Source organism: Dellaglioa carnosa, from assembly GCF_026948345.1.
Lineage (GTDB): Bacteria > Bacillota > Bacilli > Lactobacillales > Lactobacillaceae > Dellaglioa > Dellaglioa algida.
The window spans coordinates 304350-319357 of the sequence record NZ_JANXLI010000001.1 but is presented as its reverse complement, the minus strand read 5'-3'; the positions used below and the strand labels follow the sequence as shown (position 1 = coordinate 319357).

The 15008-nt window shown below is 34.4% G+C and carries 14 protein-coding genes and 1 tRNA gene; 4 read left to right on the top strand and 11 right to left on the bottom strand.

Going from position 1 to position 15008, the window contains the following annotated elements; all coding sequences use genetic code 11:
* The first annotated feature begins 1 nt into the window (after nt 1).
* Complete coding sequence (locus tag N0K80_RS01545; protein ID WP_269023560.1) at nt 2–1162, top strand: site-specific integrase; 1161 nt, start codon at nt 2–4, stop codon at nt 1160–1162.
* Between the two features lie 147 nt (nt 1163–1309).
* Here the strand turns inward: N0K80_RS01545 and N0K80_RS01540 are convergent.
* From N0K80_RS01540 to N0K80_RS01500, 9 genes are all read right to left on the bottom strand, one after another.
* Nucleotides 1310–1396, bottom strand: a tRNA-Ser gene (locus tag N0K80_RS01540).
* 51 nt (nt 1397–1447) lie between these two features.
* Nucleotides 1448–2311 (bottom strand): hypothetical protein, encoded by an 864-nt coding sequence (locus N0K80_RS01535; RefSeq protein ID WP_146342184.1) that lies wholly within the window; start codon nt 2309–2311, stop codon nt 1448–1450.
* Between the two features lie 118 nt (nt 2312–2429).
* Nucleotides 2430–2948 (bottom strand): adenine phosphoribosyltransferase, encoded by a 519-nt coding sequence (locus N0K80_RS01530; RefSeq protein WP_146342185.1) that lies wholly within the window; start codon nt 2946–2948, stop codon nt 2430–2432.
* Between the two features lie 15 nt (nt 2949–2963).
* Nucleotides 2964–5294, bottom strand: coding sequence for a single-stranded-DNA-specific exonuclease RecJ (gene recJ, locus N0K80_RS01525; protein WP_269023559.1), 2331 nt, complete (start codon nt 5292–5294; stop codon nt 2964–2966).
* Between the two features lie 14 nt (nt 5295–5308).
* Complete coding sequence (locus tag N0K80_RS01520; protein ID WP_269007751.1) at nt 5309–5677, bottom strand: LapA family protein; 369 nt, start codon at nt 5675–5677, stop codon at nt 5309–5311.
* Between the two features lie 12 nt (nt 5678–5689).
* Entirely contained in the window at nt 5690–6499 is an 810-nt protein-coding gene (locus tag N0K80_RS01515; protein ID WP_269023728.1) for an SDR family NAD(P)-dependent oxidoreductase, read from the bottom strand.
* Entirely contained in the window at nt 6495–7442 is a 948-nt protein-coding gene (gene rnz, locus N0K80_RS01510; RefSeq protein ID WP_057973932.1) for a ribonuclease Z, read from the bottom strand. Before rnz ends, N0K80_RS01515 begins: the two co-directional genes overlap by 5 nt.
* 19 nt (nt 7443–7461) lie before the next feature.
* The gene (locus N0K80_RS01505; protein ID WP_269023558.1) at nt 7462–8748 is read right to left on the bottom strand and encodes a sensor histidine kinase; all 1287 of its coding nucleotides are present in this window, start codon (nt 8746–8748) and stop codon (nt 7462–7464) included.
* Nucleotides 8738–9415, bottom strand: coding sequence for a response regulator transcription factor (locus N0K80_RS01500; RefSeq protein WP_146342190.1), 678 nt, complete (start codon nt 9413–9415; stop codon nt 8738–8740). Before N0K80_RS01500 ends, N0K80_RS01505 begins: the two co-directional genes overlap by 11 nt.
* Nucleotides 9416–9499: 84 nt before the next feature.
* On the opposite strand from N0K80_RS01500, the gene N0K80_RS01495 reads away from it, so the two are divergent.
* The gene (locus N0K80_RS01495) at nt 9500–9778 is read left to right on the top strand and encodes a hypothetical protein (protein WP_269026177.1); all 279 of its coding nucleotides are present in this window, start codon (nt 9500–9502) and stop codon (nt 9776–9778) included.
* Between the two features lie 49 nt (nt 9779–9827).
* Here N0K80_RS01495 and N0K80_RS01490 read toward each other — a convergent pair whose 3' ends face one another.
* Both N0K80_RS01490 and obgE read right to left on the bottom strand, forming a co-directional pair.
* A complete protein-coding gene (locus tag N0K80_RS01490; RefSeq protein ID WP_269023556.1) occupies nt 9828–11738 on the bottom strand; it encodes an acyltransferase family protein in 1911 nt (636 codons plus the stop codon).
* Nucleotides 11739–11815: 77 nt separating this feature from the next.
* Nucleotides 11816–13132, bottom strand: a complete 1317-nt coding sequence (gene obgE / locus N0K80_RS01485; RefSeq protein ID WP_146342193.1) for a GTPase ObgE — start codon at nt 13130–13132, stop codon at nt 11816–11818.
* A 193-nt stretch (nt 13133–13325) separates the two neighbouring features.
* Between obgE and N0K80_RS01480 the strand changes: the two genes are divergently transcribed.
* A complete protein-coding gene (locus N0K80_RS01480) occupies nt 13326–14078 on the top strand; it encodes a DeoR/GlpR family DNA-binding transcription regulator (protein WP_269023555.1) in 753 nt (250 codons plus the stop codon).
* Nucleotides 14078–14989 carry a 1-phosphofructokinase gene (gene pfkB, locus N0K80_RS01475; protein ID WP_269023554.1) on the top strand — a complete coding sequence of 304 codons (912 nt, stop codon included), beginning with the start codon at nt 14078–14080 and terminating at the stop codon, nt 14987–14989. Before N0K80_RS01480 ends, pfkB begins: the two co-directional genes overlap by 1 nt.
* The last annotated feature ends 19 nt before the right edge of the window (nt 14990–15008 follow it).

Below are 15008 nucleotides of genomic sequence, written 5' to 3'. Positions count from 1 at the left end.
AATGGCAGAAATTTATAAACGAAGTGGTAAATGGGCATATCGGGTCAATTATCGAGATAATGATGGAAATCGAAAATCTGCAAGTGGTTCTGGATTTGAACTTAAAAGAGCTGCTGAATTGGCTGCCTCAGAAGTTGAACGCAAAAAGAATCGTGGCGCTGACCTTCTTGATGAATCTATCTCATTAATTGACTATTACAGACAATGGATTGAACTATATAAATCTGGTCGACACGCCAATGTAACAGAATCACGTTACCGGACCATAGATAAAGTGATCGTTAAATATTTTAATAACACCAAGTTAAAAGATATTCGTAAAAGTGATTATCAAGCATTTATTAATGAATACGCTCTTGGTGATCATGATAAAAAAACTGGTATCCGCAAAGAGCGTTCTAAAGATACCGTCGGTAAAACCAATAGCTATATAAGAGCTGCTGTTCAATCGGCAATTGACGACCAGATAATCTATGCCAACTTTACTAATAACGTCATTATCAGTGGTAAAAATCCCAAGTCCAGCAATCTAAAGTTTCTTGAATTATCCGACTTAATTAAATTAAAAAAAGCGACTCAAAGTAGTGCCTCATTTACTTCTGTTTCAAAATACATCATTTTAACCGGTATTTTAACGGGCGCACGTTTCTCTGAAATATTAGCTTTAACCTGGGACGATATTGATTTCGAAAAAAATACCATTAATATTAATAAATCTTGGGATTACATGTATACCCATAATTTTAAACCAACTAAAACAGAATCTTCCATTAGACTGATTGATATTAATCAAGAGCTTTCTGATGCCCTTATTAATTTAAAACAACAGCAAAGTGAGTATCAATTAAAAACGGGTTGGCGTAATGTTAAAAACTTAATCTTTATTAATAATCGTCGTGAAGTCCCTTCTTCGTCTGCAGTTAATAAAATGCTCAGCAACCTAGAAAAAGAATTAGCTATATCATCACCCATTACTTTTCACGGTCTTCGCCACACTCATGCTTCTTATCTCATTTCAGAGAATGTAGATATTTTTTACATTTCAAAAAGACTTGGCCATAAAAATGTTTTAGTGACTCAACGTGTCTATGCCCATTTACTAAACTCGATGGAACAACAAGAGGCAGATAAAACATTAAAGGCATTATCAAAGCTTGTGTGATTATGTGTGACTTTTGTGTGTCACGTTTATATTTTCTTAGATGTTCTAATAAAGCACATAAAACAAAAAGTCTTACTTAAACGCTGATTTAGCAGCGTTTAAGTAAGACTTTTTAATTTTTAAAAATGTTCTAAAATACGTTCAAAAAGGAGAGTACAGGATTTGAACCTGCGCGCGCCATTACAGCGTTCGCCGGATTTCGAGTCCGGTGCATTACCACTCTGCCAACTCTCCAAAATAACTTTATTTAGTATATCAACTTTTTACTATAATTGCAAAATTCATTTAGTTATTATCAATACTAATTAAATTAGCAAGGAATATCCACGTGTAACTCGCACCAAATAACAAGCTTAGCAGATGGATATACAAAATTATTGTTGGATACGATTGTACGTTTTGAATTGAATTAATCGGATCACCGAAAAAATCGCTCAATCCATAATATGAAATAGCAACCAGATGATCAACAACATGTGTACTTGGTAGTTTTGAAACAAATTCAGTAACCTTTACTTCACCGCCTAAGACCCCTATCAGTGAAGTTCCCACGAGTAACCCTTCATAAAAAATATTTAGTGCAAACTCAGCAATAACTTGTATGGTATGTGCAAAATTATTTTTAACAATATATGAAAGTAATTTCAATAAATAAAATGAGCTAAACGTAATAATAATAATACCCAGTATAAACGCAGAGATAACAGTCCCCTCTGACAACGGTGTAATTAAATTCATGTAATTAATTAAATAAAAAATAAAAGTTGTAATAAGTAATAACAAATAAGATTCAATCTGCCAAATTTTTGTTTGTTTAGGAAATAATTTTAAATATGAAAAAAAGCTATAACAGAATAGTAACGATGCAATGGTAAATGTCATGAGTCTCAAAATTAATAAAGACGGCCATAACATTAAACCTAAAATCGTGCACATCAAGAAACTTAACGCATAGAAATATGATTTTTGTTCTTTTTCTTGAATGACCAAAAAGGTTAAAAAAGGATGCTGAAATCTATTTTGAAATGGAATTTTTGCGGTGGTAAATACATATTTTAAAAAATTAATTAGCCCTATATCCCAAATAGTCAAGCCAATCATAGCTGACCAGATAATTAAAACAATTAAATAAAATGTTTGCGCGATCATTTAAATACCCCTTACGTATAAATATATGATTTAAATTTTATACGTCTGTTGCCTAAATTACAAGAGAATACATAAAAAGAGCGCTCCATATTGAAACGCTCTTTTTAAAATCATTAATTTAATAGTTCATTAAACTAAAAATATCATAATCTTCTATTTTATTACGGCCCTTTAAATCATCAAGTTCAATAAAGAAAGCAGTTCCTACGACGATACCGCCTAATTTTTCAACTAATTCAATTGTTGCCGCAATTGTACCACCAGTTGCCAGAAGGTCATCTGTAACTAAAACCCTTTGACCCGGTTTTACAGCGTCTTTATGCATGTATAGTGCAGATTCACCATACTCCAATGCATACTTAGCCTCAACAGTCTCGCGAGGCAATTTACCTTTTTTTCTGGCTGGTGCAAAGCCAACCCCTAAATCATAGGCAACGGGACATCCAACAATGAATCCTCGCGCTTCTGGTCCGACAATCATTTCAACATCTTTACTTTTAGCATACTCAACAATTTTGTTTGTTGCTTCACGATAAGCAGCACCATCGGCCATCAAGGGCGAAATGTCTCTAAAAACAACTCCTTTTTCCGGATAATCAGGAATTGCTGCGATATACTTTGTTAAATCTAATACCATTTAATAAACGCTCCTTTAATCTTCTATATTCATTTGACTAAGTATCCACTTTTTCATGTCATTTTCTTTTGAGTAAATTAACTTCTCTTCAGCCAACATTCGGTTATTTCTTAACCCGTAAGCAGCAGTTTCCTCAATACTCGTTTTATTTGAAACTTTTTGGCCCGTCATTAATCCATCTTTTATTTTAACAAACTCCATCTCTAAAAACACCTTAATCATGAATATTAATAAATTTTTCTTTATCTTTAAAAAGTCGGATAATACATTTAATTGATTATTAATATCAACATCTTTATGACTCACCACAAATTTGTATAGATTGGCATATTGTTCTCTTGTTGGCATACCGTCCAAATAAGCACTATCAGATTTAAAAAATACAGCAATTACTTTATCAATGTCAGTTATGCGTAATATCGTGGATAGTTGATCTAAAGAACTTGGACAATCCACAAGCACAATCGTTTTTTGTTTATCAAAATCGATCACACTCTTAATTTCATCAGCTAGTTTAAAAATCTTTTTACTTGATGCGAATCGTTCCAGTTGTTCATAATGCTTTCGATTCCAAAATATATACAGGCCTTCACTTCGAAATAAATCATCGGTTACATGATCCGTCCGTGCATCGATAATTGTAGTACCTTCAGATTTAATATCCTGAATCATCAATTGTAGGCTTGTTTTATTCATCCAAACGTTCTTTTCAACCTCACCAATTATTTTAATTTTGTTTGAGGCATTTTGTAAATCTTCTACATATTTCCCGTTTGAAAATGAGATTCCACTAATTCTCTCTCTTTCACCAATAAGTTCAAATTTTAAATGATTTCCAGTTTTACCTATTGCCTTAACATTTTGCATCACTTTATAATCTAGTTCAAAAACAGGCTTTTCATTGCCCGTACCAAATGGTTTTAATTTTTCAATATCTTTATAAAAATCTAACGTTAGTTGGTCGACGTTTAAAACGCTCGTAATTACTTTATCTGACTTATTGTCTAACTGAAGATCCTGCTTGTTTGCTTCATTTTCTAATGCAGTACCAAGCTGATCTAAGTTTTCAGTTGGAAGCGTCAACCCAACAGCCATATGATGCCCACCAAAATGCGACGTTATTTCTTTATGTTTATTGATTGCGTTATACAAATGGAAATCTGAAACACTTCGTCCCGAACCTTTAGCTTGTCCTTTTTTTGTATCTAGGTTTAAAACAATCGTTGGTTTACCGGTTACTTCAACAATCCGACTAGCAACAATACCCAAAACACCTTCATGCCAATTTTCTCCAGAAAGTACTAACGTCTTTTTACGTTTGTTACTTTCTGATTCAGCTTGATTCAAAGCTAATTCTGAAATATCTGATACTATTTTTTGTCGACGAACGTTTTCAGATTGAACGAAATCTGCTAATTCCTGCGCACGTTCATCATCCAAACTGGTCAATAGTTCAACCCCAAGATTTGCATCTCCCAATCTGCCAACCGCATTTAACCTTGGTGCAATACCAAATCCGATATCTTTTTCATCGACCGATTCCTGACTCAACCCGGCAACTTCCATTAATGAAATTAATCCAGGCCTCAACGTCTGTTGTAAAACCTTCAAACCAAAACTTGCAAGTGCCCGATTCTCATCCGTTAGAGAAACTAGATCTGCTATTGTTCCGATTGCTACTAAGTCCAGCAACTCCTCGGATAATTCCCCTGTGAGTGCACTGGCAACCTTAAAAGCCACTCCAGCACCTGATAAATCTCCAAATGGATAGTTACCTCCAGGATAACGTGGGTGGATAATCGCATAAGCATTGGGTAAAACTTCCGGTAACTCATGATGATCAGTTACGACAACATCCACGCCTTGAGACTGAGCAAACTCAATTGCTTCGTTGCCTGATACACCATTATCAACTGTGACAATCAGATTAGTCCCATTATCAATTAATTTTTGGTATGCCGCAATATTCGGTCCATATCCGTCAATAAAACGGTTAGGTATATAAGTTTCCACATCGGCACCCATATCGCTAAGTACCTCAAACATAATTGAAGTACTTGTGAGCCCGTCGGCGTCATAATCACCGTAGATAGTAATTTTTTGATTTTCTACAATTGCTAGTTGAATACGCTCAATACCTCTGCTCATGTCATTCATAAGCATTGGGTCATGTATATTCTCTGCACCCGCATTTAAAAAGTCAGTAATTGCTTTTTGAGACGTAAAACCGCGACTCCACAATAATGCAATCAATGAACGATCCAACTGAATGTTCTCGAACACCTCACTTGGGATTGTCTCGTCACCTAGATCTAATAATTTCCAATTATATTTTGCTTCAATCATTTTAACCCTCGACTTTATTTGTGATTCTTATTTTCTGCATTCAATGTTTTAATCTCATTTTGCAACAACTGAACTTCTTTTCTATGATTAGATTTCATCTTTTCCGTTTTGTCAGCCAATGTTTTATCAAAATTCTTGTTCCACTCAGCTACCTGCTGGTTTAAATCAGTGTTATCTTTCTTTAATTTCAATGTTGCGCTCGTTGTTAAAAGACCTATCAATAATGCTCCTGCAAAAATCGAAAGCAGTAAAATAAGAATCATTGGCATTCTAATCTGGGTGAACCAAAAGTTAATTGAAACTTCTTTCACGTTTAAAACTGAAAAAATTGCAATTATGATAACAATAAATAATGCAATAATCGTACGCCATTGTTTCTTCATAACTCCACCTCATTATTTTTTATTAAATATGGTTCCCGCCAACAAATCGCCCATTCTTGGGAATATTGTATATCCCAAATTAGCCATTTCCATGTAATATGGTAAATTAATTTCGCGTTTATTTGTACTAATATTTTTTACAACAATTTGGGCAACATGACTGGGGTTCAATAACATAGATCCAATATTTTTTAAATATTCACCCTTTTTATCAGCAATTTTAAAGAAATTGGTATCAATCGGACCCGGGTTAACGGTCATCACCTTAATACCCAGAGGTTTTAATTCTAATCTTAAGGCATTAGAGTACCCGAGAACGCCAAATTTCGTTGCAGAATAAATTGCCGACTTAGGCGTTGCGATTTTACCGGCAACAGAGGCAATGTTGACAATCACCCCGCATTTTCTGTTAGCCATATTTATGGCCACATTTTGTGTCATATATATTAATCCTAATAAATTTACTCTGATCATTTTCTCAGCAATATTCATATCAAAAGTTAATGCATTTTCCATTAATCCAAATCCGGCATTATTAATAAGGACATCGATTGAACCAATAGAAGATTCAATGGTTTCAACCATCTGTTCAATTTGAATTGGATCAGACACATCACATTCCATTGCATAAGCTAACCGACCGGATAAACGTTGGCACGTTTCTTTAACTTCTAATAATTTATCCATTTGTCGGGCACAAACAACAACTATTGCACCTTTTCTAGCAACTTCATATGCCATTTCTTTACCTAGTCCACTTGAGCCACCGCTAATTAAAACGATTCTATTTCGCAAGTCTTTCAATTCTTTATATTGACTAATCATTGACTTCTTCCTTTTGTGAAAACGGTACATTGATCACATCAAAATCTCTGACGACCGTTGTATTTTTAAAAACGTTCCTTGCTTCGTTTTGCAAATTAATTGCCATTTTGCCAACATATCTCGCTGATATATGCGTTAATAATAGCATTTTGACGTTTGATTTTTTAGCAATTTCGGCTGCCTGTGCGCTGGTTGTATGATAATAATTTCTGGCCATTCTTGATTCAGATTTTTCAAATGTACTTTCATGAACTAGCACATCCGCATTTTCCGCTAAAGTATAACTATTTTTCGTTTTTCTTGTATCACCCAATATGGTGACAATACGACCTTTTTTAGTTTTACCCAAAAAATCATTTCCATCTAATTTTGTACCATCTTCTAATTGGACTGTCTTACCTGACTTTAATTCTCCGTAGATTGGACCCGACGGAACATTTAATTCTTTAAGCTTATCTATCTGCAATTCGCCCGCGTAATCATGTTCAATAATTCGATAACCAACGCTTAAAATTCGATGATCTAAATAATCAAAATATACTTTAAATGTACTATCCTCAAAGATTAATCCCGGTTTATCAAGTTCCACAAATTTAATTGTATACGACAATTTCGTTTCAGATACTTGTAAACTTGTCTTAACGAAATTTTTGATTCCCTTTGGTCCAAAAATTGTTAATGGCCCATTACCACCCTGAAAAGACCGACTACTCAAAAGACCGGGTAATCCAAAAATATGATCACCGTGTAAATGAGTAATAAATATTTTTTCGATTTTTCGAGGTTTTATTGTTGTTTGTAGTATTTGATGTTGCGTTGCTTCTCCAGCATCAAACAACCATACGCTATTTCGTTCATCAAGTAGCTTTAACGCGATACTAGTGACATTTCTATTCTTTGCAGGTGCACCTGCGCCCGTTCCTAAAAACTCTAATTCCATATCGTTGACCTATCCTTAATTATTCATTTAATTTCACTGGTAGTACAACTTCAAAAATAACACCTTTTGGCATTTTATTTCTAACTTCTATCTTACCTTTATGTTCGTCAACAATCCATTTGGCAATTGATAATCCTAACCCGTTACCACCCGTTTTTCGATTTCGAGATTTTTCTTCTCTATAAAAACGTTGGAAAATTATCTTTTTGTGCGCATCACTAATATTTTCGCCGTCATTAATCACCTGAATAACCAGTTGTTTAGTTGTCTCTACTACGATAAATGATATTTCATTTCCCGCAACTGTGTACTTTAATGCATTATCAAGCAATATCACAATTAATTGATGAATCCTGTCCTCGTCTATATGAATATATTTACTTGAAACGCTGATTTGAAAACTAAACTGTTTATCCTGGCTCAGTGCAATATCAGCATATGGTTTAACTATATCCTCAAAGTAAGTCTTAGCGGGAACACGCTTGAAGTGAAACACGCTGGTATGTGAATCTGAATTAGCCAATAACAATAAATCTTTCGTTAAGTTATTTAAACGTCGAATTTCACTTAATGAAGTTGCAATTGATTCACTTTCATCAATAATTTTAGCATCCGGTTTTGTTAACAAATATTCTAGTTTGTTTTGCACGATTGTTAAAGGTGTTCTCAATTCATGTGCCGCGTTGTCAACAAATTCTCTTTGCTTATTCCACGCATTTATTGTTGGTTTGATACTGATTGACGATAAAATAAAACTTAGCGCAATTGATAACATACCAAAAATAAGCAAGGAAACTAGTAAAATATTTCTAAAACTAGTTAACGAATTTTGATTAATTTCAATATTTTCAATAATTTGAATATACTGTGCTTTATGCCATTTTGATACGGCTGAATCCGGAACCCTCATCAAGTAAGATCTAAACGTGGGACCATTTTTTTGTTTGATTGTTTTAAATTTATTTAAATCAGATTTTACAAATGGTATTTTGCTAAATACCGGGTATCTCGTCCCCATTGCGCTTTTATTCGTTATTTTTCCGTCTTCTGACCATAATATTTGATAAACTTTAAAATCAGGCGCTTGTTTCAATAATGGGCTATCATCAAAATTAGAAATAACGTCATACTTAGAATATTTTATTCTTTTAATTTGTTTCTTCATTGATGTATCGACGTTGACAGTTAACGCATCATTAAATGACTGATAAACGATTGATCCAAGCGTAACAAAAATGATACTAAAGCTAAAAAGGTATACAAGAAATAATTTTATTCGTGTATTCCTACTTGCTTTATTTTTCATCAGGTTCAACCAAATAACCAACATTTCGAATTGTTCGAATCATTTTTTCATACCCAATTGTTTTTAATTTTTTTCTTATATTACTCATATATACCTCTACAACTGTAATACTTGTGTCAGATGTAAATCCCCAAACACGATCAAATATTTGTTCTTTCGTTAAGATAGTATTCTTATTTTCCAACAAATACGTCAAAAACTCATATTCTTTTCCCGGTAAATTTATTGACTGATCACCAGAAATAATTGTTCTATTATCTGATAAAATCATGTCCTTATACTTCAACTCGCTATCCATCTCAAATTTCATCGTTCGTTTTAGTAACGCTTTTATTCGCATCTGTAGCTCATTTAAATTAAACGGTTTAGCTAAATAGTCATCCGCACCTAAATTAAAGCCATCAATTTTATCATGTACACTATCCTTTGCGGATAAAATTAATACCGCAGTATCGATTTTGTATTCTCTAATTTTTTTTAACACGTCAAATCCTGAAATTTTTGGAAGCATTAAATCTAAGATAATAATATCGTAAATATTTTGTGACGCTTTAAATAGACCTTCCTCACCATCAAAGGCTTGTTCTAACGTCATAATTTTGGTTGTTGCTTCAACAATATTAGCGGAGATAATTGTATCATCTTCAATAATTAATCCTCTTGGCATTTTGTTCTCAATCCTTTCTTTTGCATTCAATAAAATGCATAATAACTATATAAACTCATTAAAGGTTGGTTAAAGAATATGCGAATGATTGATTTAGAGTTAGCGACTGGCGATTTAAATAAAAACTTAAAATTATATTACACTACTAATAGTATATTTTACCCTATTTCAAAGGTAATTAGTATATCAGACTATTTTATTTTACAAGTGGACCCTACTAAAAATGCACTATCTCTTAGCGATTTACTCCAGATATCGAGTTCAGAAAATCGTCAAAAAAATCTCTTTATTAAAACGATTGATGGAGAAAAACATTTAATTTTAGGATATAGAATTGATCAAAATAAACTGATCCTAGCGTAGAAGTAAAATACCGTTAAACCAATATAGATGGTTTAACGGTATTTTACTTCTACATATTTTTAATTAATTCTCGTGCTATATACGTTGCATAGTACTTTGAACCATCTGGATCAGGATGAACATTATCATCATAGAACCAATCCGTATTATTTTTACTGTATGAGTGCCAATCAATTATATGAAGATTTGGATATTTTTTCTTTTGCGATTCTAACATACTGTTAACAGGGCCTTCCCAACGTCTTGTTGGGACGTGCACATTAATCCAGTAAACTTGTCTCTTAGACCCAATCGCATCCATAACCTCATCAAATTGATCGGTTGTAAATGGACTATTAGTTCCCAAACCAACAAGCACGTTATCCTGTAGTTTACCTTGGGCATCAAGCGCCTTAATATCATCGGCAGCATTATACACCTGACGTCCAACCTTGGCGTCCACATACATATGAGGTAAGGCATCTTGTAACAAGTCTGCCCCGTCCGCTAAGACGGAATCTCCAATTGCTGTTGCGTACACATTTGACGCTTTTTGAACTTCAGCCTTTGTCAATGACGTTGGGCTTTGTTTTTCGGCAGGTGCCTTGGACTCCTTCTTAGCACTTGATGTCTTTTTACTTGAATCCGTTTTTTTAGACTCGGAAGAACTTGTCTTTTTCAGGGCAGTTGCATTTTTCTTTTCAGCTATCTTTGCGTTCTTACTAATATTAGCTTGTAAGTCATTTGAACCGGTAGCAGTAGCCTGAGGAACGACAACCATTCCAAACGCAGCAACCCCGATAACTAATAACCCCATAATAACAGTAATCTTTTGACGGCTATTTTTCGTACCGCCAATAAAGGCTGATTTAATAGCTTTAAAGGTTTGTTTATAGTCAAATCGTTGTAAAGGTCTTTCCAAGAAACGATACGATAAATCACTTACTATTAAAATCATAGCAATTTCAATTAATGCGTTTCTCCACGGATGAGATCCAATACTTTGAATTTTTGATTCATAGAAGACCATTATTGGAAATTGATACAAATAAATACCGTAACTTCTCTTACCAATCCAAGTAAAAAGCGGATTAGTCATCAGTTTATTCATATCAGCTCCAGGATGGGCAACAGTTGCAACAAAAATCATCACTAAAACTGAAAAGAAAAACATCCCACCGCGATAAACGAGTGAACTTTGATCAGACATAGTAAAGAACACTAGAATTATTGCTAGAAGCGAGGAGACTCCCAACGCATCTAATACAATTCGACCTTTATTTGATATTTCTTTTTTCAAAGCACTACTTGGCCAAATAAATGAAAGCGCCGAACCAAGTAGAATTGAAAACATTCTTGTATCCGTACCATAGTAGACACGACTTGGATCTGAACCCGTTTTATATAAAAACGCCATAAGTAACGCAGAGATGAACGCCAGTATAAAAATAAGATTAAAAATACGCTGTTTTTGTTTTAGAAAAACAACAAGTAACGCCACAATAATTGGCCAGAAAAGGTAATACTGACCTTCAATTGAGAGTGACCAAAGATGTGTAAAAGGAGACGGAGTTCCAAAATGATCAAAATACGATTCTTTGTGAAGGACCTGAAACCAATTGTAAACATATAATAAATTTGAGGCAAATATCTCTTTAATATTTGTTAACAAATCTCTTTGAAAAAGCGTTATGTAGGCAATAGTTGTAACCAACATTGCCAATAACGCCGGATAGAGTCGTCGAACCCGTCGTACATAAAATCCTAGAATGTCAATTTTATTATTTTGTTGCCACTCTTGATTAAGCAAATCAGTAATTAAGTAACCAGATACTACGAAAAATATTGGAACACCTAAGTAACCACCTTGTAAACTTGATGGCACAAGATGATAAAGGATAACCCCAATAACAGCCAATGTCCTTACGCCATCAAAACCAGTAATGTATCTGGCATTTTTTAATCGTTTCTTCTTTTCCATCCTGTTCCGTTCTCCTCTTACCTTAATCTACTGGTAAATATTTTATCAATTATTTAAATATATACATTAACCTAAAATTATTCAACAAATTCGAATGAGAATTTATCAATTCTCACGATATCCCCACTTTTAGCACCACGTTCACGTAAGGCATCGTCGACCCCCATACCTCGAAGTTGACGTGCAAAGCGCATCAAACTTTCTTCTCGGTCCATATTTGTCATTTGATACAAACGTTCTAATTTTTCTCCAGAAAGTACCCAAGTCAAATCTTCATCTCTATTAATAACAAAATCAGGTGCAGATTTTTCTTGTTCTTTTTCAAAGTCATAGATTTTTTGTTGTGCTTCTTGTTCCTTCATATTTAATGTTGGGAACATTGGTGTTTCTTCTAATAGATCACCAGCAACATTCATTAATGTTTGAAGTCCTTCACGCGTTATAGAAGATGTTGAAAAGACGCGTGGCGTTTCTTCGACAGTTGAATCTTCAGCCAGTTGTTTTTTAAACGCTTCTAGTTGTTCGGCAGCCCCAGGCATATCCATCTTACTTGCAACAATTAGTTGAGGACGTTCAAGTAGTTCAGGATCGTAATTTTCTAATTCTTTATTAATTTTAAGATAGTCATCAAATGGATCGCGCCCTTCTTCAGGGTTCATGTCAACCAAGTGAAGAATAACACGAGTTCGTTCAATATGACGTAGGAATTGAATTCCCAACCCAACGCCAACCGAAGCTCCCTCAATCAAACCGGGTAAATCAGCAATAACAAAATCACGATTATTATCTAAACGAACCATCCCTAGATTAGGTGATAGCGTCGTAAAGTGATAGTCCGCAATTTTTGGTTTTGCACTTGTCACAACTGAAAGAAGCGTTGACTTACCAACAGACGGGAATCCGACTAACCCAACATCAGCCAATACTTTTAATTCTAACTGAATTTTACGTTCAACTCCCGGTTCACCATTTTCAGAAATTTCTGGTGCCGGATTCTTTGGACTGGCAAATCTAATATTACCACGACCACCACGACCACCCTTAGCAACTACAGCATAATCGCCTTTATGCACAAGATCGGCAATAACTGCTCCGGTTTCGGCATCTTTAATTGTTGTTCCCTCTGGCACTTGAACTCTTTTATCAGGTGCACCATGTCCATGCATCCCTTTAATCATTCCTTTTTCACCAGATTCAGCTCTAAAATGTTTACTGTATCTGAAATCCATTAAAGTTCTTAATCCTTCATCCACTTCAAATACGATGCTACCACCACGGCCACCATCGCCACCGGCTGGTCCACCCATTGGTACATATTTTTCTCGACGAAATGCAACCATTCCGTCGCCACCTTTACCTGCTTTTACTTCAATTGTAACTTGATCTATAAACATAGAATCACCTTTTCTTTCCGTTAACTACTAACTTACTATTTTAAAGAAGATAACGTCATTTGTCCATGTATTTACTTAACTCTTTTCAAAATTCAAGCCAATTTCTCATTCTAAATTTTTTTAATCCTTTTTGACCGATTTTGATTGCTTTTGAATGTTTTTGGTGTTATTTTATTTATAAGGGGTTGAGAAAGTGCTTACAATTGAAAGATATAAATTTATAAAATCTGAAATCGACAAATACGGTTACGTTAAAGTACAAGATATCTGTCATGAATTAAACATATCAGAATCAACGGTCAGACGTGATCTACAGCAACTAGAAGCTGATGGTGAGTTACTTAGAGTTCATGGTGGCGCGCAAAGTATTCAACTATTAAAAGTTGAAGAAAATTTAGAAGAAAAATCGTCTCTCAATATGTTAAATAAAACGGCTGTTGCAAAAATAGCTTCAGAACTTATTCAACCAGATAACGTTATTTTTCTTGATGCTGGTAGCACGACATTTGCAATGATCCCATATCTAAAGACAGTCAAAAATCTAACTGTAGTTACGAACGGTGTCAATCATGCGCTTTCATTAGCAGAACATAACATCAAGACAATCGTCATTGGCGGTCAAGTAAAGGCAAATACAAAAGCCATCGTTGGTGCCGAAAGTATTAAAACTATCAATAATCTTCAATTTGATCTGGTATTCCTTGGCATGAATTCAATTAATCTCGATTTTGGGTATAGTACACCCGACCCTGAAGAAGCCGCCATTAAACTGGCCGCAATCAATCAGAGCAAACAGACTTACGTCTTAGCTGATCAATCGAAATTCAATCAAGTTTCATTTGTAAAAGTTGCCGATCTTAATCGTGCAACGATCATTACCGATAAATTAGCAACAGACGATCTTAAGAATTATAAAACAAAGACAAAAATTCAGGAGGTTCAATAATGATCTACACAGTTACAATCAACCCTTCCATTGATTACATCGTCCAGTTAAATAAATTAACACTTGGAGAAGTTAACCGAATGGATTATGATACAAAATTGCCGGGTGGCAAAGGCATTAATGTATCACGAATTTTAAATGAATTAAACCAACCCAATAAGGCACTCGGTTTTATTGGCGGATTTACAGGAGAATTTATTGATTCAGCATTAAAAGCTAATCATATTGATACACAGTTTACCCAGATAAAAGCCGATTCTAGAATTAACATTAAACTTAAATCTGAACAGGAAACTGAAATAAATGGTCAAGGTCCTCAAATTTCAAGTGATGAACTTGAACAATTCAACAATCAGTTTAATTTATTAACTTCAGCCGATACAGTTATTTTAGCCGGTAGTTTAGTGCCAAGTTTATCGCAAGACTTTTATTACAAATTAATTAAAGTCATTCGCTCTAAAGGTGCGCAATTTGTTATCGATACGACCGGTGAGGCATTACTAAAAACAATCGGTGAAAAACCACTTGTTGTTAAGCCAAATCATCATGAACTGGCTGAATTATTTGATGTAACGCTGGATAGCATCAGCGACATTGTCAAATATGGGCAAAAATTATTGGCCTTGGGTGCACAACACGTCCTAATCTCAATGGCTGGTAACGGTGGCTTATTAATTACAAAAGATGCCGTATACCAAAGCAATGCGCCAAAAGGTACCGTTATTAATTCTGTCGGTGCCGGTGATTCAATGATTGCCGGATTTACGGGTACATTTGCAAATACAGGTGACCCAGTTGAAAGTTTCAAATACGGTCTCGCTTGCGGATCAGCAACTGCCTTTTCCGAAGATCTCGCGACTATTGAAAAAATTAATGAAATTTTACCGCAAATTAAAATAAAAAAAATCTAATTATAAAAAAGGAGTTTTA

Excerpts from the sequence above, each read along its gene's own strand:
- obgE (WP_146342193.1), bottom strand. The coding sequence starts at position 13,132 with ATGTTTATAGATCAAGTTACAATTGAAGTAAAAGCAGGTAAAGGTGGC.
- rnz (WP_057973932.1), bottom strand. The coding sequence starts at position 7,442 with ATGGAATTAGAGTTTTTAGGAACGGGCGCAGGTGCACCTGCAAAGAAT.
- N0K80_RS01535 (WP_146342184.1), bottom strand. The coding sequence starts at position 2,311 with ATGATCGCGCAAACATTTTATTTAATTGTTTTAATTATCTGGTCAGCT.
- N0K80_RS01520 (WP_269007751.1), bottom strand. The coding sequence starts at position 5,677 with ATGAAGAAACAATGGCGTACGATTATTGCATTATTTATTGTTATCATA.
- N0K80_RS01495 (WP_269026177.1), top strand. The coding sequence starts at position 9,500 with ATGATTGATTTAGAGTTAGCGACTGGCGATTTAAATAAAAACTTAAAA.
- N0K80_RS01490 (WP_269023556.1), bottom strand. The coding sequence starts at position 11,738 with ATGGAAAAGAAGAAACGATTAAAAAATGCCAGATACATTACTGGTTTT.
- N0K80_RS01505 (WP_269023558.1), bottom strand. The coding sequence starts at position 8,748 with ATGAAAAATAAAGCAAGTAGGAATACACGAATAAAATTATTTCTTGTA.
- N0K80_RS01545 (WP_269023560.1), top strand. The coding sequence starts at position 2 with ATGGCAGAAATTTATAAACGAAGTGGTAAATGGGCATATCGGGTCAAT.
- recJ (WP_269023559.1), bottom strand. The coding sequence starts at position 5,294 with ATGATTGAAGCAAAATATAATTGGAAATTATTAGATCTAGGTGACGAG.
- N0K80_RS01500 (WP_146342190.1), bottom strand. The coding sequence starts at position 9,415 with ATGCCAAGAGGATTAATTATTGAAGATGATACAATTATCTCCGCTAAT.
- pfkB (WP_269023554.1), top strand. The coding sequence starts at position 14,078 with ATGATCTACACAGTTACAATCAACCCTTCCATTGATTACATCGTCCAG.
- N0K80_RS01530 (WP_146342185.1), bottom strand. The coding sequence starts at position 2,948 with ATGGTATTAGATTTAACAAAGTATATCGCAGCAATTCCTGATTATCCG.